Raw genomic sequence first — 22277 nt, forward strand, 5'->3', positions numbered from 1 at the left:
GGAATATAAACGATGATTGATTACTTGATTAATGAAAATGGTGGCATACTTTTTGCAGTATTAGGAATGGCAATGGCAACAATTTTAGCAGGGATCGGTTCTGCAAAAGGTGTAGGATTTACCGGGGAAGCAGCAGCAGCTTTGACAACTGAGCAGCCGGAGAAATTTGGTCAGGCACTGATCTTGCAGCTTTTACCAGGTACACAAGGACTTTACGGCTTCGTTATTGCCTTTTTGATCTTTATCAATTTAGATAATAGTATGACTATGGTTCAAGGATTGGATTACTTTGTGGCATCATTGCCGATCGCTTTCGCAGGCCTATTTTCAGGGATTTCTCAGGGACGTGTTGCGGCAGCCGGTATTCAAATCTTAGCGAAAAAACCTGAGCATGCGACTAAAGGGATCATCTATGCAGCGATGGTAGAAACATATGCAATCTTAGGCTTCGTTATTTCATTCTTACTTGTATTGAACGTAAAATAAGAGGTAAAAAACAATTACTTCAAGTAGGAGGAAAAACATGGATGCAATCGGAAAAATCGTTGAACAGATCCTTGAAAAGGGAAAAGACGAGATAGCAACCTACAAAAGTGCTGAAAAAGAGCGCATCGAAAAGAATTTTGATGAACAGGTTGCGGCAATAGAAATTCAAGAAAAAAATCAGATTGATAAAAATAATGAATTAACTAAAAAAGCGTTTAAGCAAAAGCAAAATCGCCAACAGTTGGATGTTAGACAAGAAACATTGAACAGGAAACAAGAGTTGTTGACGCAGCTTTTCAAGGAAACTATTGAAAAAATGAATGAATGGGATAGTGAGACCTTTCAGTCATTTGCTGCTAACGTGCTGTCTACACTGCCGTTAACTGGAGAAATCCAGCTAAATGCAGGTGAATATTCACAAGACAAAATTAGCCAAGAATGGTTGCAGCAATTCAATACGGAAAGCTTAAGTGTTCAATTGTCTGATACAGTTGTTCCAAAGGAGAGCGGTTTTGTTATTGTGAAGGACGGTATTGAGTACAATTTCCTGTTTTCAACATTAGTACAGGAAATCCAAAAGGCGGAAAGCTTTAAAATTGCAGAAATGCTATTCAGATAGGAGCAGTTGGAATGAAAGATACAGCATATAACCAAATCAATCCTCTGATTCGAATAAAAGAAACTGAGCTTTTGAGTCCTGCCCAATATGAACAGCTGTTACATGCTGAAACAATCGATGAGTTGCGCGATCTTTTAAAAAACACGGTGTATGGTGAGTATTTGCGTGAAGATTTCGAGGATAACTTTGAGTATATTTACTCGAAGGAGCAAGGAAAGCTATTTGAATGGTTTTATCAAATGGCTCCGGAGCCGGAGATCATTTCAATCTACACCTCCAGATTTACCTTTCATAATTTGAAGGTGCTGACAAAAGCTGAGATTACAGGACAAAATCTAGATCACCTTTTTGTGGAAGACGGACATTATTCCTTGGCAACAGTGAAAAGTGCGATCCATACAAGAACGTCCAGTGAATTGCCGGAAGCCTATATGGAAGCGATCAGAGAGGTTCTTGATTATCTTGAGGAATCAACTGTTCTACAGGCTATTGATATTATCTATGACCGTTCGTTTCTGACATATCAGCGCCAGCTTGCTGAAAAACTTGGGTATGAGGATGTCATCAAGGAAATTACATCATTTATTGATTTAACCAATATTTCGACAACAGCAAGAGGACTTGTACAGGGACAGACAGAAACTTTTCTTTCTACCGTCCTTTCCAGTTCCGGCAGTATACCAAAAGCAGAATTTTTACCATACGCCGGACAAACGTTGGAGACTTTTACAACCTTTGCTGTTTCAACGAAATATGGAGAGATATTGGCTCCGCTAGTTGATTCCGACACGCATGAATTAAATTTGGTGGCTTTTGAAAAGATCAAAGATGATTATTTGACAAATATATTCAATAAATCGAATGTCGTTGCGTTCGGCCCATTGCCACTACTTTCTTATCTTAATGCCAAGGAAGTGGAATGGAAAAATTTGAGGATGCTTGTTGTGGGCAAGAAAAATCATTTTCCGGTGGAACAGCTGAAGGAAAGGATGCGTTCAGTCAATGGCTCATAAAATTGGAGTAATTGGAGATAAGTATTCTGTTATGCCGTTCAAACTTTTTGGCTTTGATGTGCGCTATGGTATGTCAGCACGCCAAATCAGAGACAGTATCGAGCAGATGGCAGACAATGATTATGGTGTGATTTTCATCACGGAGCAAGCTTCTGAACAGGTCACTGAAACCATTGACCGATATAAAAGCAAAATGAAGCCGGCGATTATTTTGATTCCAAGCCATGATGGAACAAAGGGCATCGGGAAAAAAGCCGTGCAGGAAAATGTCGAAAAAGCGATTGGGCAGAATATACTATAGTTGTATGAATACGGCAAAGAAACAGCATAAATTTTTGAAAAAATGCTTGTTAATTCAACGTAATGTGCGAATGGTTCTGTGGATCATTTATAGTTACTTACGTACGATTCATATATTTAATATTGAAAATCGGGTGTGGGATTACTTTTCAGTAACACACAGGAAATCAGAACTTGCTGAAGCAGTATCAAAATTAAGGTCTGTTTGAATTGAGCAGTTGGATTTCTATCGATTTTGATTCTCGGAACAGGAGGAAAGTTAGTGCAAAAAGGAAGAATCGTTAAAGTATCCGGTCCTTTGATTATGGCGGACAACATGTCCGATGCCAGTGTGCAGGATATCTGTCATGTCGGAGACTTAGGAGTAATCGGAGAAATTATTGAGATGCGCGGTGATGTTGCATCTATTCAGGTATATGAAGAAACAACAGGGATTGGGCCCGGTGAACCGGTAGTGACTACTGGTGAGGCACTTTCTGTAGAGCTGGCACCAGGTTTGGTCTCTCAGATGTTCGATGGGATTCAGCGCCCGCTGGATACCTTTGCGGAGGTTACACAAAGCAATTTTCTAGGAAGAGGAGTAAAAATCCCTGCCTTGGATCGTGAGAAAAAATGGTTATTTGAACCGACTGTCACGGTTGGAGAAGAAGTGTCTGCAGGCGATATCGTAGGGATTGTTCAGGAGACATCTGTTATCAAGCATCAAATTATGGTTCCTTTTGGTATCTCAGGCACCGTGAAAGAGATAAAAGCCGGGGAATTTACGATTGAAGAAACTGTTTATACAATCGAAACCCAACAAGAGACAAAGGAATTCTCAATGATGCAGAAATGGCCGGTACGTAAAAGCCGTCCGATTTTTGAAAAATTGAATCCTGATGCGCCAATGATTACAGGGCAACGAGTGATCGATACCTTTTTCCCAGTAACAAAAGGTGGAGCTGCCGCAGTTCCCGGACCTTTTGGTGCTGGAAAAACCGTTGTTCAGCACCAAATTGCCAAATGGGCAGATGTTGATTTGGTTGTTTATGTTGGATGTGGAGAACGTGGAAATGAAATGACCGATGTACTGAATGAATTTCCTGAATTGATCGATCCAAATACTGGAAAATCATTAATGGAGCGTACGGTGTTGATTGCTAATACGTCCAATATGCCGGTAGCAGCGCGTGAGGCTTCTATCTACACAGGGATTACGATTGCAGAATATTTCCGTGATATGGGTTATTCTGTGGCAATCATGGCTGATTCTACCTCGCGTTGGGCGGAAGCCTTGCGTGAAATGAGTGGACGTCTCGAAGAGATGCCCGGTGATGAAGGGTACCCGGCCTATCTGGGTAGTCGTTTAGCAGAATACTATGAGCGTGCAGGTCAGGCTGTTGCTTTAGGGAAAGACCATCGTGAAGGAAGTATTACAGCAATCAGTGCGGTATCGCCTTCCGGAGGGGATGTTTCTGAACCGGTAACCCAAAATACACTTCGTGTTGTAAAAGTTTTCTGGGGACTGGATTCTATTTTAGCGCAAAAACGTCATTTCCCATCAATCAACTGGCTGCAAAGCTATTCGCTGTATAGCTCTGAAGTAGGAAAATATCTGGATCAGCAGCTGCAGCAGGATTGGTCTGGAATGGTTGCCGAAGGAATGCGTATTCTACAGGAAGAGTCTCAACTGGAAGAAATTGTCCGTCTAGTCGGAATCGATTCATTGTCTGACAAAGATCGTTTGACATTAGAAGTTGCGAAATCTTTCCGTGAGGATTACCTGCAACAAAATGCGTTTGATGATGTGGATACATTTACATCAAGAGAGAAGCAGTTCAAAATGATGAACTTGATTTTGACATTCTTCGAAGAAGGAAAGAAAGCATTGGAGTTAAATGCTTATTTCTCAGAAATCATCAACGGTACTGCTGAGATTCGTGACAGAATTGCTCGGAGCAAGTATGTGCCGGAGGATGAAATCAGTCGTTTAGACGATTTAGCAGAAGAAATCAAGACAACAATCAAACAAATCGTTGCAGATGGAGGGATGACAAATGATTAAAGAGTACCGCACAATCAATGAAGTTGTTGGTCCCTTAATGATCGTAGAGAAGGTTGAAGGCGTAAAATACGAAGAGCTGATTGAAGTTCGCATGCAAAATGGCGAAATTAGAAGAGGCCAGGTACTTGAAGTCAATGGCGATAAAGCTATGGTTCAGATTTTTGAGGGAACCAGTGGGATCAATATTCGCGATTCAAAGGTTCGTTTTTTGGGTCATCCACTTGAATTGGGTGTTTCAGAGGATATGGTTGGGCGCGTTTTCGATGGCTTAGGGCGTCCAAAAGATAACGGTGTTGATATTCTTCCGGAAAAGAAGGTCGATATCAATGGAGAAGTAATCAATCCTGTCAGCAGAGATTATCCGGATGAGTTCATCCAAACAGGGATTTCCGCTATCGATCACTTGAATACACTTGTTCGTGGACAAAAACTACCTGTGTTTTCTGCTTCTGGTTTGCCTCATAAAGAGTTGGCGGCTCAGATTGCCCGCCAGGCCAATGTATTGAACAGTGATGACGATTTTGCCGTAGTGTTTGCGGCGATCGGGATTACCTTTGAAGAAGCGGAATTCTTTATGGAAGATTTTCGTCAGACTGGGGCTATCGACCGTTCTGTCCTGTTTATGAATCTTGCCAACGATCCAGCGATCGAACGGATCGCGACGCCTCGAATGGCACTGACAGCAGCAGAGTATCTGGCCTATGAAAAAGGCATGCACGTGTTAGTTATCATGACAGACATGACCAACTATTGTGAAGCTTTGCGAGAAATCTCGGCTGCTCGACGTGAAGTACCAGGTCGTCGTGGCTATCCAGGGTATTTATATACAAATCTGGCAACTTTATATGAGCGTGCCGGACGTATTCGCGGGTTGAAAGGGTCGGTTACGCAGATTCCGATTTTGACCATGCCAGAGGAAGATAAAACCCACCCGATTCCCGATTTAACTGGCTATATCACTGAAGGGCAGATTATCTTATCCAGAGATTTATATAAGAAGGGGATTCAGCCGCCAATCGATGTATTGCCATCACTTTCTCGTTTGAAAGATAAGGGGACTGGTGAAGGAAAGACACGTGTCGATCATGCGCCAACGATGAATCAACTGTTTGCTGCATATGCACAAGGGAAACAAGCCAAAGAGTTGGCGGTCGTATTGGGAGAATCTGCTCTGTCTGATGTAGATAGAATCTATGCGAAATTCGCCGATCGATTTGAGAATGAGTATGTCAATCAAGGTTTCCATGAAAACCGTTCAATTACGGAAACGTTGGATCTTGGTTGGGAGCTGTTATCCATGCTGCCAAGAACTGAGTTGAAACGAATCAAGGATGATATGCTGGATGCTTATTTGACTGAGGGAGAGTGATCACAATGGCTAGACTAAATGTGAATCCGACTCGTATGGAGCTCACTCGTCTGAAGAAGCAGCTGGGAACAGCCAGTAGAGGACACAAGCTTTTGAAGGACAAACAGGATGAGCTGATTCGTCAATTCATTTTGTTGGTTAGAAAAAACAATCAGCTTCGAATTGATGTAGAAGAGGAATTGACCGGTGCGTTATCAAGCTTTGTGTTGGCTAGTAGCACATTGAATGAGGCTTTTATTGAAGAGCTAGTCTCTATACCAGCGAGTGAAGTAGCAGTAGATGTCATCGAAAAGAACGTGATGAGTGTCGCTGTTCCGATCATGAATTTCCATTATGATGAGGAGATTATTGAATCCCCTTTAAATTATGGTTACTTGAACTCTAATGCGGAGCTGGATATCTCTTTTGACAAAATTTCATCGATTCTTCCGAAGTTGTTAGAATTGGCAGAGGTCGAAAAGACATGTCAGCTGATGGCAGAAGAAATCGAGAAAACCCGTAGACGTGTAAATGCGTTGGAATATATGACGATTCCGCAACTGGAAGAGACGATTTACTATATCAAGATGAAGCTTGAAGAGAACGAACGTGGAGAAATCACTCGTTTGATCAAGATCAAGGATATGGGTTCTTAGGAGTCTATAATTCAAAAAATGAGTGCAGACAAATTACTTTTGTTCTGTGCTCGTTTTTTGTTGTCCTAATAGAGATTTAGACGACTTCTATTGCTTAGATTATGTGCACGTTACTCGTGTTAAGATTTTTCAATGTTACTTAATTATCCTTAAAGAAAAAGGCAGATATTTTCTTTATCCATGGGATTGGGCTATGATAGTGTAAAGTGACAATTCATGAAAAAGGTGGCTATGATAATGAAAATAAAGAATGCAGCACTAGCAATGACGGCGATGCTAACGATCGGGATAACGGGGATGATACTTCCGGTAACTGTTCATGCGGATAATACAGATGCAGTAATCGATGAACGATGGGGCAAACCGACATTTGTTGCAGGTGCGGGTTTATCTGATGCACAAAAAGCAGAAACAATGTCCATTTTAGGAATCACAGCAGATAATGTAAACACACAGACAGCTACAGGAGCTGACTTAATCAAGTATCTAGGTTCTGGCAGCGGGGATGATTCAGCGATGTTGAGTTCGGTCGTTGTTACAAGAAAGAATGAAGGGGCTGGAATCACTGTAGATATCGTGACACCGGAAAATATTACATTGATCACAGCGGATCAGTATAAAAATCCTCTGGTAACAGCCGGGATCAGCGATGCTTCAATTAAGGTCGGTAGTGTGGTACGAGTAACGGGTGAGAGTGCTCTGACTGGTGTGTATAAAGCGTTTGAAGCGAATGGTGATGCAATTGATTCTGACCGTGCCCAACTCGCACAAACAGAATTAACGACAACAACCGATGTTGCAAACGAAATCACTCAGGAAGCAGCAGAAAATAATTCAGATATGACAGAAGAAGAAAAACAGGCAGCGAATGAAGCCTATCAAACACAGCTGAACCAAGCATTAGTTGATATCAAGAAAGAGCTGGCTGATTTAAAGGAACAGAAGGGTGATTCTGTTACCGCAGCAGAAGTAGAAGAGGTCGTAAATAATGCGATAAAAAATAATGATTTGTCTCAATATATTTCCCAAGACAGTATCAATCAACTGATTTCATTGGCTCAACAATATCTTGATACTGAAGGTGTGTTGTCCAAGGAATCAATGGCTCAATTAGATAAAATCAGTGAAGGCTTCCAAAATACCTTGAACAGTATCGGCGATAAATTTGGTGATTTGACGAATGCGGTAAAAGCCAATGAAGGGTTTTTCCAAGGGTTATGGAACTCCATCACAGACTTTTTTGGTAATCTTTTTAAATAAAGAATAATAACAAGTAAATAAATTCAAATCAAAAACCGCGTTTGCCCCTTTTTGTTAGAAGGGCAAACGCGGTTTTAGTGTACATAACGTAGTTTCGGTATCAGGAGAACAGCCAATAGCTGATCAATAGAACTCCGAGAATGATACGATACCAGCCGAACGCTGTGAAATCATTTTTCCTGATATAGTTAAGCAGGAATTTGATAACAATGATTGAAACAAAGAAGGCTACAACTGCCCCCACCAATAAAATAATGAATTCTGAAAAGACAAATGGATTGCCCTTCATCAAGAATTTCACGATTTTCAGGAAGCTTGCCCCAAACATAACTGGAATCCCCAAGAAGAAAGAGAACTCAGTGGCAACAAAACGAGAAGCACCAATGATGATCGCCCCCAGAATCGTTGCACCGGAGCGTGATGTCCCGGGAATCAAAGATAAGACTTGAAAGATCCCGACAACAGCAGCAGCTTTATAAGTAAACTTATTCAGGTCTGTACATTTTGGTTTCTTATTCTTATTTCTCTTTTCAATAATGATGAACGCGACACCATAAATGATCAACATCAGAGAAACCGTGATGAAATTATGAAAGCGGGCATCGATTGCATCGTCGAATAATAATCCGATAACAGCAGCCGGTACGCAGGCGATAATAACTTTTTTCCAAAGCTCCCAGGTATTTTGCTTTTCTTCCTCTGTCTTTGTTGGTGAAAAAGGATTCAGCTTGTGGAAGTATAAAACAACAACTGCCATGATTGCTCCTAGCTGTATAACAACATTGAACATTTCCATGAAGTCGGAGCTCAAATTCATCTTGATAAACTCATCTGTCAGGATTAAGTGTCCTGTACTACTGATAGGCAGCCATTCCGTAATCCCTTCTATAATACCAAGAATAATTGCTTTCCATAAATTTGATAGCATAGATCCATTCCTTTCCATGTAAAAATACATACAGTAACAGTATACCGTTAACTGACAAAAAAACCAACTAGCTATAAAAATCACCTATGAAAAATTTAGGAAACTGAGAGTAGAGGTAGTTGGCTTCAAGGATTAAGGAGAACCACAGCGGCAGTAAATAGATTTGTTGTAGGCGAGAAGCCATAAGGAGGAATTCAGGAAAATTGCTGTTGCGAAACTTATTTCACTTTTTGACGTACAGAGTAGCCCTATCCTATTACTTATTTAAGTGTATGGGAAGAGCGATAAGTAGAGGCTTTATCTATAGGTGTATTGGGAATTTGTTTATCTCTATTTAAAATTAAATTTCATATTAAATAATATTTTAAGTTTATAGTTGAAATTTTATTTCAATCGAAGTATAATGAAAGCGTATTAAACAGGAGGTGGATCTCATGTATGGAATTTCAGTATTTTTAGGTCAAGAAATGACCGCTGAAACGAAATGCTATATAAGGCAAATGAGCGGTACAGGATTCAAAGGAATTTTTACCTCGCTTCATATACCGGAGGAGGATGCTTCACTCTATCTGGAAAGACTGAGAAAATTGGGGGCTATTGCTAAATCAGAAAAAATGAAGTTAATGGTCGATATATCAGGGGATGCATTAGAGCGCGCAGGCTTTTCTTTTGAGCGTATCAATGAGCTTCTTGAACTTGGTGTGACGGGTCTGCGAATGGATTATGCGATCACGAATGAGCAAATGGCCAAATTGTCCCATGAGCTGACTATTGGCTTGAATGCAAGTACGTTAACGGAGGCCGATATCAGAGAGCTGCAAACAGCAGACGCGAATTTTGATAATTTCGAAGCTTGGCATAATTATTATCCGCGACCGGAAACCGGCTTAGATCAAAAGACTTTTGACGAAAAAAATGGCTGGTTGAAGGAAAATAATATACGTGTGTATGCGTTTGTTTCAGGAAACAAGGAGCTACGGGGACCTTTGTTTGAGGGACTGCCAACTGTAGAACAGTATCGCTATTCAAACCCTTTAGCGGCTGGACTTAAGTTGAAGAAATTGCAGGTTGATGGTGTCTACATTGGTGATCCGCAAATCGATCAGCGGACGATTCGTCAATATGATTTCTATTTGAATCAGAATTTATTAGTCCTTGAAACCATAGATATAGGGAGTCAGTATTATGCATATGTTTTAGGTGAGCATAGCAATCGCTACGATGATGCGAGAGATGTCGTAAGGAGCGCAGAGGCACGATTTAGAGAAATCCCAATGATCAAACCTGAGTTTATTCGTGAACGAGCGATAGGGAGTGTGACCGTTGATAATGTCGGGTATAGCAGATATATGGGAGAGATCCAAGTAGTAAAAAATGTTCTTCCGAAAGATGAAAAAGTGAATGTCGTTTCTGAAATTGTAAAAGAAGATCTGATGTTGATCCAAGCAATAACAGGTGGAACTAAATTTAAATTAGTAAAGAAAGGGTTTTTTGAAAATGAATCTGGAAAATCTAACAACTGAAAAACGAAATATGAATACGATGAATTTGGATCAGCTGTCTGTAAAAGAGGCGTTGATTCGAATGAACGAAGAAGATCAGAAAGTAGCCTTAGCGGTTAAAGAAGCATTACCAGAGATTGAAAAGGTTACGACACAAATTATTGAGAGCTTTAATAAAGGTGGCCGTTTGATCTATATGGGAGCTGGCACAAGTGGACGTTTAGGTGTCTTAGATGCGGCGGAGTGTGTGCCAACATTTGGTGTTTCTCCTGAAATGGTTCAGGGATTGATTGCCGGTGGTGAACAGGCGATGACACTTGCCGTTGAAGGAGCAGAAGATTCTAAAGAATTAGGAAAACAGGATTTGATTGATCTGAACTTACAAGAGATTGATTTTGTTGTTGGGATTGCTGCGAGTGGTCGAACGCCTTACGTTATTGGCGGTTTGGACTATGCACGAGAAATTGGCGCAGGAACAGCCTCTCTCTCTTGTAACAAACAGGCAGAAATTAGCCAACATGCTGATACAGCTATCGAAGTGGATGCTGGACCAGAATTTCTAACAGGATCGACACGATTGAAATCAGGGACAGCACAGAAGTTGATTTTGAACATGTTATCAACGATTTCCATGATCGGCATTGGTAAAGTCTATGGGAATCTGATGGTTGATGTAAAACCAACCAACGAAAAGCTGGTCGAGCGTTCAAAACGAATCATTATGGAAGCAACAGCGTGCGACTATGAGACAGCAGTAGTCTACTTTGAAAAGGCCGAGGAAAACGTCAAGCTGGCAATTGTGATGCTTTTGACGAATTGCAGTAAAGAAGAAGCAGAAGAAAAACTAATCAAGGGCAATCATTTTATTAAAAATACAATTTCTAATTAAGGAGGAAATGATGATGGCAGATGAAAAGATTCAACGTTTGGCTAGGGAGATTTATAAAGAAGTTGGTGGGATGGAGAATGTAGAGAAGCTGCGCCATTGTATGACACGTGTTCGAATGGATGTCCGTGATTATGATAAGGTCGATTTGGAGAAATTGAAAGCAATCAACGGCGTGATGGGCGTTGTGGAAGATGATACCTTACAAGTTGTGATTGGTCCTGGAACTGTAAATAAGGTTGCACAGGAAATGGTTGATATGGCTGGGGTCAAGCTAGGGGAAGCTTTCCCAACTACTGAAAAAGACGTGTCAGTAGAAGGGAAAAGCGGCAAACAACTAGTAGAAGAAAAAGCCGCTCAGATGAAAGCAAATCAAAAAGAAAAGCATAAAAATAATTCACCATTTAAAGCAATTTTAAAATCAATTTCTAATATTTTTGTTCCGCTGATTCCGGCATTTGTTGGTGCAGGTATCATCGGAGGGATTGCTGCTGTTCTATCAAACTTGATCGTAGCCGGTAATATTGGTGCATCTTGGCAGCAATATGTTGATGTATTAAATATCATAAAAAACGGAATTTTTGCTTACCTTGCGTTATATACCGGGATCAATAGTGCCAGTGAATTTGGCGCAACACCTGCATTAGGTGGAATTATTGGTGGTGTGACGATGCTGACAGGAATGAATCCAGAAGCCCCGTTACCAAATCTTTTCACCGGTGGTAATTTATCTGCAGGACAAGGAGGGATCATCGGTGTGATTTTTGCTGTTTGGTTACTCTCTTTAGTAGAAAAGCAATTGCATAAAATGATTCCAGATTCTATTGATATCATTGTTACACCGACGATTGCCTTGTTGGTTATTGGATTGGCAACGATCTTCCTGATCATGCCGATTGCCGGCGTGATTTCAAACAGCTTAGTTGGCGTGATTAACACAATTCTTGAAAAAGGTGGTATAGTTGCCGGCTTCACATTGGGTTTGACTTTCTTGCCGATGGTCATGTTTGGCCTGCATCAAATCTTGACACCGATCCATATGGAGATGATCGCTCAAACGGGTCAGACACTCCTGTTGCCGATTCTAGCTATGGCTGGTGCGGGTCAAGTTGGGGCAGCGCTTGCTTTATGGATTCGTTGTAAAAAGGATACGCAATTAATAGAAATGATCAAAGGAGCCTTACCAGTTGGTATCTTGGGTATTGGGGAGCCCTTGATTTATGGTGTTACGCTGCCTTTGGGACGTCCGTTCATTACAGCGTGTATTGGCGGCGGTATCGGGGGTGCAGTGATTGGTGCCTTCGGAAATGTTGGTGCAATTGCAATCGGACCAAGTGGGGCAGCGCTGATTCCGTTGATTGCGAATAACCAATGGTTAGCCTATGTATTAGGTCTATTGGCTGCATACGCAGGTGGATTTGTAGCAACTTTCTTCTTTGGTATTCCGAAAGATATGAAATGATAATTAAAACAAAAAAAGACGAGAAAATTCTTGTCTTTTTTTGTCAGTCAAGAGGATATAAGTCCACATTTTGCGATATAATAGTGTCATGAAACTACGCAGAAAGAAACAATGTCGATTGGATAGGGAGAGTGATTGGGATGCAGCAGAATATTATTTTAACCATTCAAGATCATCGGGAGCAGCTGCCGAAATCTGAACAAAAAATCGCTGATTACATCTTGGGAAATGCAAATGAAATCATTACGATGAGTGCACAAGAATTAGCTAAACGTGCTGGCTCAAGTCCAGCGGCAATCATTCGGTTTTGTCATTCTCTACAGGTAAATGGATTTACAGAACTGAAACTACTTATTTCGGCGAACCTCGGATCAGCTGTAGATACGGATATGCATACAGAGGTAGAAAAAGAAGAAACAGCAGAGGCTATCAAACAAAAGCTAAATGTTCGTTTTGTTCATGCTTTGGAGCGGACTGCGGATTTGCTGGATGAAAAGGATTTGGAAAGGATTTTACCAGAGCTTGAACGGGCAGAAATTATTTATGTGTATGGCTTAGGTGCCTCCTCGCTGGTTGCACAGGATGTTTATCAAAAGTTTACGAGGTTAGGAAAAACTGTCTTTTATTCTTTAGACCATCATCTTTTAGCTTCAGCCTTGGGGACTGGAGAAAAGGAAAGCTTGTTTATCGGTATTTCCAATTCAGGAGAAACCTCAGAGCTGATTGCTCTGTTGGATATCGCAAAGGAGCGAGGTATTTATTCCATTGGTATCACTGAAAATTGTGATTCTAGGTTAGCGCAAAAAAGTGATCTCGTCCTTTTGACTGTGAAGGGAGAAGAAGCCCCTCTACGGAGTGCGGCAACTGTTTCTTTGATCTCACAGCTTTATATCGTAGATGTTTTGTTCTTCTATTATGCTTCGAATAATTACGATGAGACGTTGAAGAAAATCCAACAATCAAGAACAACTGTCGACTATTTGAAGCAATAGGGCAGGGAAATAAAAAGGAACCCGTGTGAGATATTGATTGCACGGGTTCGTATTGTCTATAAAAGATGTTGCTGTGTTTGATAGGATTTACCTTTTTCTATATAATTCGTATCGTTCACTGTATCGATCGTAAATTCTCCGTGTTCATAAGTGACTGTCGTCACGCTACCGTTTATTAAATCAAACTGAACAGGGCGGCTCGCATCGATCAAGGAAAGGAAAAAGGCAATGGTGTAGCCATGAGAAACAATCAAAGTATTTCCGCCAGCATTCTGTTCACGTTTTTGAGCAATATCCTCAAACCCCGTCCACACACGTTCTTCAATTTGCTCATATGATTCGGCCCAGCCCGTTGTATCAGCAGCGAGAATCGCTTCTGCCAATTCTTTATAAGTGACTGAAACCTTTGAAATATCCTCTAAACTATCAACATTCAAGAGTCGCGCTAAAAGTGCCCAAAGTGTATTGTTGTAACCACCATCTAACGAACCAAAGCCCCATTCCCTAATCCGTTCATCCATTTCATAGGGGATCGTTTCTTTTTGTTCATGCTGCTGTAGGATGATCCTTGCTGTCTGGATCGCTCGTCCGCTGTAACTGGAATAAGCCTCTTCGAACGGAACTGACTGAAGTCCAACACCTAAATGCTGAATGACTTGTTTCCCTTCTGGTGTTAGAGGTGTATCTGACCATCCTTGTACTCTATCGATGGTATTAAACATTGTTTTTCCGTGGCGAACAAGATAAAGTTTTGTTTTTGTCATTTTTCTACACCTCATTTTCATTTTTGATCAATCGGATCCATGCCCATTGACTTATCTAAAGAGAAGTCATGTGATGAACTATTCTTAGTAGGAGCTGATCGCTAACTATGATTTGCCAGAGCAAGTTAAAGCTTGAAACTGCTGATTACTTTTTCGTACACAGAATGTGAATAAATCGGTTTTCAGCATAGTTTTCACAACCTTTCCTTTAGAATGGTATTGATTATACTGCCGAAAGGAGAAAGAAAACAAAAATTTGGATTTGGGTTTCTGAAAATTGCTAGCGTCATCCCTTTATTATAAAGTGATGAGTAAAATATTAAGAATTGGTAAAGCAGAAGCTGAGATAGTTTGGAAGGTGAAATGACTTCAGTTATTTCATAATTAAAGTTGGCAAAATAAAAAGGATTGCTTTCAAAAGATAAGCAATCCATAGAGAAGTCTAGTGTGGAAACGTTTAAAGAATACTTCTATACTCCAGTTCCTTTTTTCCTTCTTCGATATACTGAAGATCATTGATTTTGTCGATTGTAAATGTCCCGTTTTTATAAATGAGTGTTGTTACGCTGCCGTTATCAAGCCCCATTTGCATCGGTAATGTTTCGTCAATCAAAGAGAGCAGAAAAGAGATGGTCAATCCGTGCGAGACTGCCATGACATTTCCACCGCCAGCACGTTCGCGTTGGTGGGCCATATCCTCAAAGCCTGACCAGACGCGTTCTCTGATTGTTTCATAAGGCTCTGCCCAATCAGCCGTATCGGCTTCGATGATTGCATTTGCAAGGTCTCTATAGCTAATGGTTTTTGACATCATATCGTCGTAGTTATTGAAAGCCAAAATTCGAGGAACAACGCCCCATAATTCACCATCATATCCACCATCTAAGGAGCCGAAACACCATTCTCTGATGCGTTTATCTGTTCGATAAGGGATTTTATCTCCTTGATTATGTTCCTGCAAAACGATGCGAGCAGTCTGCATTGCTCGTCCACTGTCACTTGAATAGGCTTCTTCAAAAGGAACGGCTTTTAATCCGACACCTAGTTGTTGAATAACGTTCTCGCCTTCTGTGGTCAAAGGAGTATCTGACCATCCTTGTGTTCGTCCAAGTGTATTGAACATGGTTTTCCCATGTCGAATAATATAAAGCTTTGTTTCTGTCATTCTTTTCACCTCAACTAATTTATTATTGAAAGAAAGGGTTGGTCCTTTTTTCATGCTCAATGGTTGTCGCATCACCGTGTCCCGGATAAGCAGGAAATTCGTCTGGAAGAGTAAATAGGTAGGTTCGAATTCCATCAAGTAATTGCTCTAAGTTGCCGGTATAAAGATCGGTCCGTCCGACACTACCTTTGAAAAGGGCATCGCCCGTTACAACGAAATCATCAAAAATGAAGCTGACACTGCCAATTGAGTGGCCCGGGGTAGGGACAACAGTAAAAGACATGCCGCCAATTTCATAATCTTTCATTTCAAATTCGTATTCTGCCGGCTGTACAATAATGTTTGCCATATCATCATGATGAGCAAGACCGGAGAGGTTCAACGTTGGATCGCCTAGCCATTCTTGTTCCAATGGACTCACATAGACTGGGATATCAAACTGTTTTCTCAAGCTCTCTACAGCACCGATGTGGTCATAATGTGTATGTGTCAGAAGAATTGCTTCAGGCTTTCTACCGGTTTTTTCGATTTCATGAATCAATCGTTGGTCTTCCGCACCTGGATCTACGATCAATAAGGATTTTTCATTAAATATCAGGTAACAGTTTTCTTGTATTGCTCCTGTTCTAAGTTGTTCAATTGTCAGCATAATTTTTTATACCTCGCCTTCATTTTTTCACTGTCTAAACCGTATGCAATGCTACCTTTTTTAGATGCTCCTTCACTGAGAATAGAGAAATAGAGGAGCTGGGTTGCTCGTTTACAAGACAGGTTTTATACAACAATTATACATCACTTGAGTGGAGAGTCCAAAAAAGCAAGATGATTTTTTCGGGAGGATAGTTGCAGTTATGAGATAAAAGGAAGTCAAAATTTCGTCAAAAACAATTTTCGTTCGGGTTTTAGTGTGTGTCAATTAAGAATTTCTAAGGGAATATTCGAAATAACGCAAGTTTTATTAAGTTCCTTTTGACATTTCCTGTAAAATGATGTAAATTATCATGGGCATGAAAATTCCGAACGTTTTATTCTTTTGACGTTTGTTTTTTATGTGTTTTCCAAAATAATTTTAATTTGCTGGGAGATAGTGATTATGAAAGTTTTTGATTATGAAGATGTACAGCTGATTCCGAATAAATGTATCGTTAACAGTCGCTCAGAATGTGACACGACTGTCCGTTTAGGTGCCCACGAGTTTAAAATGCCGGTTGTGCCTGCGAACATGCAGACGATTATCGATGAAACAATTGCAGAATTTTTAGCTGAAAACGGCTATTTTTACATCATGCATCGCTTTGATGAAGAAGCACGGATTCCCTTTATTAAGAGAATGAAGGAAAAAGGGTTGATTTCATCAATCAGTGTTGGCGTGAAAGAAGGCGAATATGCTTTTGTGGAAGAGCTAGCAAAACAAAAGCTTATTCCTGATTATGTAACGATTGATATTGCACACGGGCATTCTAATGCTGTGATCAACATGATTCAGCATCTGAAAAAATTCTTGCCGGAGACGTTTGTGATTGCAGGTAATGTTGGAACACCTGAAGCAGTGAGAGAATTGGAAAACGCCGGAGCAGATGCAACAAAGGTTGGGATCGGCCCAGGGAAAGTCTGCATCACGAAAATCAAGACTGGATTTGGTACCGGCGGCTGGCAATTAGCAGCGCTTCGTTGGTGTGCGAAAGCTGCTCGGAAACCAATTATTGCTGATGGCGGCATTCGAACACATGGCGATATTGCAAAATCTGTTCGTTTTGGGGCAACGATGGTTATGATCGGTTCGCTATTTGCCGGACATGAAGAATCACCAGGTGAAACAAAGGTAGAGAACGGTGTTGTATACAAAGAATACTTCGGCAGTGCTTCTGAATTCCAAAAAGGAGAGAAGAAGAATGTAGAAGGTAAAAAAATCTGGATCAGATATAAAGGGAAATTGTCTGACACGCTGATTGAAATGCAGCAGGATCTCCAATCGTCTATTTCTTATGCCGGTGGAAAAGATTTGGAGTCTGTTCGAAAAGTAGATTACGTAATTGTGAAAAACTCTATTTTTAATGGAGATACAATATAAGAGTCAGTGAGGATACTCCTCAAAGCTAAATACATTTAAAAATAGTCGGATGAGAAAGAGTTAGTAATAACTTCTCATTCGATTTTTTTGTATTTTTATTTTTTTACTTTACCTGTCGTAGTAATCGTGCTATTATAATTACAACGACAGACGTAGTACGTTGGATGGAGTAATTTTGGAGGTGGTTGAATGATTGGAAGCGATGCGATCCGCGGATACAATGACACGTTTATCCTGACCATTCTCTCTGAAGGTGATTCCTATGGTTATGAAGTCTCTAAAAGAATACGAGAGGTTTCGCAAGAGAATTATTCGATAAAGGAGACGACATTATATTCTGCATTTACACGTTTGGAAAAAAATGGCTTTATTGAATCTTATCCAGGGCAGGTCACTCACGGAAAGAAGAGAACCTACTATAAGATTACTGATACAGGGCGCAATTATTTACAGGAAAAGGTAGAGGAATGGCAGCTGACAAAACAAGTTGTGGGATGCTTTATCAAGGAGGAAGAAGAATGAAGACAATTCAAGACTATATAGAAAGCCTATTTTTGGGGATTCAGGAAACTCCTCAAATTCGGAAGTTGAAAGAAGATCTGTTAGCAGGAGCAGAAGATCGCTATGAAGATTTGAAAAGTGAAGGGAAATCAGAGAATGAAGCAATTGGTGCTGTGATTTCTGAATTTGGTAATATCGATGAGCTATTAGAAGAAATGAATATGAAAAAAGAATACAGTGAAGAAATGGGCAGAGAAATCGACGAGATCATGGTTGATGAAGCAGAAACGTTTCTTAGAGTTCAGAAAAGAGGGGCATTTTTCATCTCAGTTGGTGTAGCAGCCATCATTCTTGGTGCGGCACTGATGTTTGGAGCACAAGCATTTTATGGGGAACAAATGGGTGAAGCGATCGGTTTGGTCTTTCTGTTGATAGGCGTCGCAATTGGGGTGCCGTTGTTTATCACTGCAGGAACAAGTATGTCGAACAATCGTCAATCGCTGAATGATCGTTTGATTCCTGTTCAAGTCAAGAAAATGGTAGAGTTGAAAAAAGCAGAATTTCAACGTTCTTATGTTTTCAGTATTTCAACAGGTGTTGTTTTCTGTATCATTGCAGCAGCTCCGCTGATTTTCTTTACAACCATAAATGATAGTGAGCGTTCTGAAATGCTCGGATTGGCACTTACTTTGTTATTAACTTCTGCCGGTGTATTTCTATTCATTTATGCTGGTGTGATCATGGGTAGCTTTACGCAATTGCTGAAGCATAAATATTTTATCAGCGATGAGGACAAGCTAGGCCCAAAGGCAAAAGCAGAAAAGAATAAAAAAAAACCCGTTTTTTGGCTAATTATTGAAAAAGTCTATTGGCCGATCGTCGTCGTTGTATTTCTTTCTCAAAGCTTCTTATTCGGTAATTGGGGAACCTCGTGGATCATTTTTCCGGTAGCTGGTATTTTGTTTGGGATTTTTGAAAGCATTTTTACATCAAATGAATAGAAAAACACCTTGGAAGATGAGAAATTGTAGTTCTCTGATTCCAAGGTGTTCTTTTTTATATTATAAGAGTATAAAAAGATAAAGGCAGGAAAGCCAATAGTTGCAGCCGTAAGCAAAATTCACTCGTTTATTGACAATCAAAATGAGCTCACTGCACTTTTTTACTATTGTTCTCTGAAAATTGTTCGCATTGCCCTTTTCAATGGGAAATAGGCGAAGGAGACAATGATGAGTGTTGTAACCACATTCAACACTGTAGCCAGCAACATTGAGAATGCGCCGGAAAAGGCCAGATTGAAGCTGCTACCGGCAATCATTGCCAATGCAGTATTTTTCAATTGTGTCATAATGATTTTTGTAACGCCGGCTGCAACGGCGACAGTTAACAACTTTTTCAATGAATCAATGTTGTTATGGAAGGCGACGATCGCTAGTGCAGCTGCACCTCCGACAATGAAACTTTCGATAAGAAAATAGGGCGCTTCTGCTGCAAAGCCGTTCATCAAATCAAAAATTGCAAAGCCCAGACCTCCGGCAAGAGCTCCTTTCGGATAGCCTATAAGTAATACAGCCAAAAGCAGTACAGCATTCCCCAAATGCGCAAATGCTCCTGTGGGTAAAGGGATTTTTATCATCGTTCCAAGAATAGTCAACGCAGCAAACAAAGCAATTAGTACGATGGAAAGGGTGGAATTCTTTTTCATAATTTATGCTCCTTAATTGTTCAATAATAGCGGTGTATCTATAACTTGCAGAAGAATCTATTTTTTTAGAAGTCAAACGGAAAACACCGTTTATTTGGTTCATAAGACAACCGTTATGACGATAGGTTCCATAAAAATAGTAAGTAGCTCCTGCTGAAGATTTCAGACACAACCTATTCAGTCATTCGTTGTTCGGCCTGATTGTATGCTCCGTGCCAAACATGACCTAAAAACGGGTTGATTCTTTGACCGTTTTCAATGGCTGCTGCAACGAACTCTTTAGCACGACGAACAGCAGTTTCAACAGAGTATCCTTTTGCAAGTCCGGCAGTGATGGCTGCCGCGAACGTACAGCCGGCACCATGGTTATAATCAGTCGCAACTTTTTCATGCTCTAGCAACGTGAAGTCTTTGCCGTCATAGAATAAGTCGATTGCTTTTTCAGTTGGCAGACGATGACCGCCCTTGATGACCACGTACTCAGGGCCCAATAATACTATCTTCTTCGCGGCTTCTTTCATCTGATCAACAGAGGTCAAATCACCCATTTCGGAAAGAATTCCGGCTTCTACAAGGTTTGGTGTTGTAATCGTTGCTCTAGGGAGTAACTGCTGAATCATTGCAGCAACATTTTCCGGCTGTAACAATTCGCTCGTTCCCTTGCAGGCCATCACAGGATCGATCACAATATTTTTCATGTCAAAACGATCAATATAGGTTCTTGTGAGTTCAATTGCCTCGATCGTTCCTAGCATACCGGTCTTCATACTATCAAGTGCTCCACCGGCAAAGATCGTTTTTAGTTGCTTATCTACTAAGTCAGGATCAATCGGCGTAACCGTGTGACTCCAACCCTCATCAGGGTCCATGGTAACGATGCTGGTCAATGCGGAAAATCCGAAAGTACCATATTCTTGAAATGTTTTTAAATCAGCTTGAATTCCAGCACCACCACTGGAATCAGAACCGGCAACAGTTAATACTTTTTTGATCATACTAATTTCCTCCTTCGATCCATTTAGATGAATAAATAGTATTGTATACCAGTTACTCATTGACAAAAACAGCCAATTGGATTATTTTTAACTCATCCAATTTTGATCGGAGGAAATTATGTGGTATTTGCATAAAAGAAAAGGCGTTCCTGTATATCAGGAAATCTCAGAGCTGATCCTTTCGGCTGTAAAGAATGGGGAACTAAACCCGGGAGACAAGTTGCCCGCTGAAAGAAAGTTGGCGACTCAATTAGGCGTCAATCGGTCCACTGTTGTTCATGCTTTGGAAGAGCTTGAAGACATGGGCTGGATTATTAGAAAGCAAGGAAGTGGTTCGTTTATTGCGGAAGGGAAATGGGGCGTTACTTCCGCTGCCAGAACAGATTGGAAGCGATATTTGGAGCAAAATGCCTTCAGCAAAACAGAGCCCTTTATAGAAGATACGAAGCAGCTGTTGCGTGAAGCGGATGAGCAGCTGATTGATGGTTACACAGGAGAGCTTCCTTTGGAATTGATTCCAAGCTTTGATATCCCGTCTTTGACATGGAAGCATTTTTTAGAAGAAGAACAGCAGGATGATTTTGGCTATTTCCCATTAAGAGAATCAATCAGCCGGATGACAGAAGAAGAATACGGGTTTGTATTGGAAAAGGAGACACTATTGATTACTTCCGGAGCTCAGCAGGCGTTGTTTATGATATTACAAGTACTTCTGAGCGCTGGAGACAGTGTAGCTGTCGAAGACCCATCGTTTTTATATGCGCTTCCTGTTTTTCAGGCAGCGGGGATTCGTCTATATGGTGTTCCAATGGATGAGGAAGGTATAGAATTGAAGCAATTGGAGCAAACAATCAGACAACATAGAGTGAAAATGGTGATGGTCAATCCTTCCTTTCAAAATCCAACAGGAAAAGTGATGGGGCGTGAGCGACGAGAGCAGCTTGTTCAGCTTTGTCAAAGCTATCAGATTCCGATTGTTGAGGATGATGTTTTTGGTCAATTGCGACAGGTAGCGAGTGACCAAATTCCGCCCTTAAAAAAAATCGATCCGGATAATGTACTCTATATTGGTTCATTGTCTAAAATACTGGGCTCCACGACGAAAATTGGCTGGTTGAGTGCTCCGCTATCTGTCAATCGACAGATTGCCGAAGCGAGAAAAGTGATGGACTTTTCCTTGAGTATTTTTCCTCAGGTGCTTGCGACTATCGCACTAAACGATTCTTCCTTTTATGAGAAACTAACAGAACTAAAACAGGAAATCAGGAATAGAGGCAAAGGTGTCTGTTCGATCCTAGAAGCATTAGATGCATGGGAAGTAGAGATGCCCCAAGGCGGTTTTTATATTTGGGCAACTTTTTCTGAAGGGAAGCTGAAGCAACAGGAATGGCAGTATTTTCTGAAGGAAAAGCTGTTGGTAGCGCCTAGTTTTCTATTTAGTGAACACAAAAATAGTATTCGAATCAATTTTTCGAGGATTTCTGAAGAACAGCTGCCATCCTTTCAAGAAAAAATGAGTAAGATCACTCAACGGCTTATGCAAAATAGAAGGAAATGAATACTATTGCTTTGAACGAGAG

The 22277-nt window shown here is 40.7% G+C and carries 22 protein-coding genes; 16 read left to right on the forward strand and 6 right to left on the reverse strand.

Annotated elements, in window-relative coordinates; genetic code table 11:
• Nucleotides 1-12 precede the first annotated feature (12 nt).
• From A5888_RS00595 to A5888_RS00630, 8 genes are all read left to right on the forward strand, one after another.
• Nucleotides 13-486 carry a V-type ATP synthase subunit K gene (locus A5888_RS00595; protein WP_086347348.1) on the forward strand — a complete coding sequence of 158 codons (474 nt, stop codon included), beginning with the start codon at nt 13-15 and terminating at the stop codon, nt 484-486.
• Nucleotides 487-523: 37 nt separating this feature from the next.
• Entirely contained in the window at nt 524-1105 is a 582-nt protein-coding gene (locus A5888_RS00600; RefSeq protein ID WP_086347349.1) for a hypothetical protein, read from the forward strand.
• Nucleotides 1106-1116: 11 nt separating this feature from the next.
• The gene (locus A5888_RS00605; protein ID WP_086347350.1) at nt 1117-2118 is read left to right on the forward strand and encodes a V-type ATPase subunit; all 1002 of its coding nucleotides are present in this window, start codon (nt 1117-1119) and stop codon (nt 2116-2118) included.
• The gene (locus tag A5888_RS00610) at nt 2108-2419 is read left to right on the forward strand and encodes a V-type ATP synthase subunit F (RefSeq protein ID WP_086347351.1); all 312 of its coding nucleotides are present in this window, start codon (nt 2108-2110) and stop codon (nt 2417-2419) included. The genes A5888_RS00605 and A5888_RS00610 overlap by 11 nt, the downstream gene beginning before the upstream one ends.
• Before the next feature lie 261 nt (nt 2420-2680).
• Complete coding sequence (locus A5888_RS00615) at nt 2681-4462, forward strand: V-type ATP synthase subunit A (protein WP_086347352.1); 1782 nt, start codon at nt 2681-2683, stop codon at nt 4460-4462.
• A complete protein-coding gene (locus A5888_RS00620; protein WP_086347353.1) occupies nt 4455-5831 on the forward strand; it encodes a V-type ATP synthase subunit B in 1377 nt (458 codons plus the stop codon). The genes A5888_RS00615 and A5888_RS00620 overlap by 8 nt, the downstream gene beginning before the upstream one ends.
• A gap of 5 nt (nt 5832-5836) precedes the next feature.
• Nucleotides 5837-6466, forward strand: a complete 630-nt coding sequence (locus A5888_RS00625; protein ID WP_086347354.1) for a V-type ATP synthase subunit D — start codon at nt 5837-5839, stop codon at nt 6464-6466.
• Nucleotides 6467-6703: 237 nt separating this feature from the next.
• Nucleotides 6704-7726: a DUF1002 domain-containing protein gene (locus tag A5888_RS00630; protein ID WP_086347355.1), complete on the forward strand. Its 1023-nt coding sequence runs from the start codon at nt 6704-6706 to the stop codon at nt 7724-7726.
• Nucleotides 7727-7826: 100 nt separating this feature from the next.
• Here the strand turns inward: A5888_RS00630 and A5888_RS00635 are convergent, their stop codons facing one another.
• Nucleotides 7827-8654, reverse strand: a complete 828-nt coding sequence (locus A5888_RS00635; protein WP_086347356.1) for an undecaprenyl-diphosphate phosphatase — start codon at nt 8652-8654, stop codon at nt 7827-7829.
• 434 nt (nt 8655-9088) lie between these two features.
• Here A5888_RS00635 and A5888_RS00640 point away from each other — a divergent pair, with 434 nt between their 5' ends.
• The 4 genes from A5888_RS00640 (at nt 9089) to A5888_RS00655 (ending at nt 13496) form a co-directional block, all read left to right on the forward strand.
• On the forward strand, nt 9089-10177 hold the full coding sequence (locus tag A5888_RS00640; RefSeq protein WP_086347357.1) for a DUF871 domain-containing protein: 1089 nt from the start codon (nt 9089-9091) through the stop codon (nt 10175-10177).
• Nucleotides 10152-11045, forward strand: coding sequence for an N-acetylmuramic acid 6-phosphate etherase (gene murQ, locus A5888_RS00645; RefSeq protein WP_086347358.1), 894 nt, complete (start codon nt 10152-10154; stop codon nt 11043-11045). Before A5888_RS00640 ends, murQ begins: the two co-directional genes overlap by 26 nt.
• A gap of 13 nt (nt 11046-11058) precedes the next feature.
• On the forward strand, nt 11059-12504 hold the full coding sequence (locus A5888_RS00650) for a PTS transporter subunit EIIC (RefSeq protein ID WP_086347359.1): 1446 nt from the start codon (nt 11059-11061) through the stop codon (nt 12502-12504).
• A gap of 140 nt (nt 12505-12644) precedes the next feature.
• Nucleotides 12645-13496, forward strand: coding sequence for a MurR/RpiR family transcriptional regulator (locus A5888_RS00655; RefSeq protein WP_086347360.1), 852 nt, complete (start codon nt 12645-12647; stop codon nt 13494-13496).
• A gap of 56 nt (nt 13497-13552) precedes the next feature.
• On the opposite strand, the gene A5888_RS00660 is transcribed toward A5888_RS00655, so the two are convergent.
• The 3 genes from A5888_RS00660 to A5888_RS00670 form a co-directional block, all read right to left on the reverse strand.
• Entirely contained in the window at nt 13553-14260 is a 708-nt protein-coding gene (locus tag A5888_RS00660) for a histidine phosphatase family protein (protein ID WP_086347361.1), read from the reverse strand.
• A 457-nt stretch (nt 14261-14717) separates the two neighbouring features.
• Nucleotides 14718-15425, reverse strand: coding sequence for a histidine phosphatase family protein (locus A5888_RS00665; RefSeq protein ID WP_086347362.1), 708 nt, complete (start codon nt 15423-15425; stop codon nt 14718-14720).
• Between the two features lie 22 nt (nt 15426-15447).
• Entirely contained in the window at nt 15448-16074 is a 627-nt protein-coding gene (locus A5888_RS00670; protein WP_086347363.1) for an MBL fold metallo-hydrolase, read from the reverse strand.
• Between the two features lie 444 nt (nt 16075-16518).
• On the opposite strand from A5888_RS00670, the gene guaC reads away from it, so the two are divergent.
• The 3 genes from guaC (at nt 16519) to A5888_RS00685 (ending at nt 18998) form a co-directional block, all read left to right on the forward strand.
• Nucleotides 16519-17496: a GMP reductase gene (gene guaC, locus A5888_RS00675; protein ID WP_086347364.1), complete on the forward strand. Its 978-nt coding sequence runs from the start codon at nt 16519-16521 to the stop codon at nt 17494-17496.
• A gap of 189 nt (nt 17497-17685) precedes the next feature.
• Entirely contained in the window at nt 17686-18018 is a 333-nt protein-coding gene (locus A5888_RS00680; protein WP_086347365.1) for a PadR family transcriptional regulator, read from the forward strand.
• Entirely contained in the window at nt 18015-18998 is a 984-nt protein-coding gene (locus A5888_RS00685) for a permease prefix domain 1-containing protein (RefSeq protein ID WP_086347366.1), read from the forward strand. Before A5888_RS00680 ends, A5888_RS00685 begins: the two co-directional genes overlap by 4 nt.
• A 164-nt stretch (nt 18999-19162) precedes the next feature.
• Here A5888_RS00685 and A5888_RS00690 read toward each other — a convergent pair whose 3' ends face one another.
• Together A5888_RS00690 and thiD are read right to left on the reverse strand one after the other, a co-directional pair.
• Nucleotides 19163-19702: an ECF transporter S component gene (locus tag A5888_RS00690; RefSeq protein ID WP_086347367.1), complete on the reverse strand. Its 540-nt coding sequence runs from the start codon at nt 19700-19702 to the stop codon at nt 19163-19165.
• Between the two features lie 173 nt (nt 19703-19875).
• Nucleotides 19876-20697, reverse strand: coding sequence for a bifunctional hydroxymethylpyrimidine kinase/phosphomethylpyrimidine kinase (gene thiD / locus A5888_RS00695; protein WP_086347368.1), 822 nt, complete (start codon nt 20695-20697; stop codon nt 19876-19878).
• Between the two features lie 118 nt (nt 20698-20815).
• On the opposite strand from thiD, the gene A5888_RS00700 reads away from it, so the two are divergent.
• Entirely contained in the window at nt 20816-22255 is a 1440-nt protein-coding gene (locus A5888_RS00700) for a PLP-dependent aminotransferase family protein (protein WP_086347369.1), read from the forward strand.
• The last annotated feature ends 22 nt before the right edge of the window (nt 22256-22277 follow it).

Origin of the sequence: Enterococcus sp. 9E7_DIV0242 (assembly GCF_002140975.2) — a bacterium.
Lineage (GTDB): Bacteria > Bacillota > Bacilli > Lactobacillales > Enterococcaceae > Enterococcus_L > Enterococcus_L clewellii.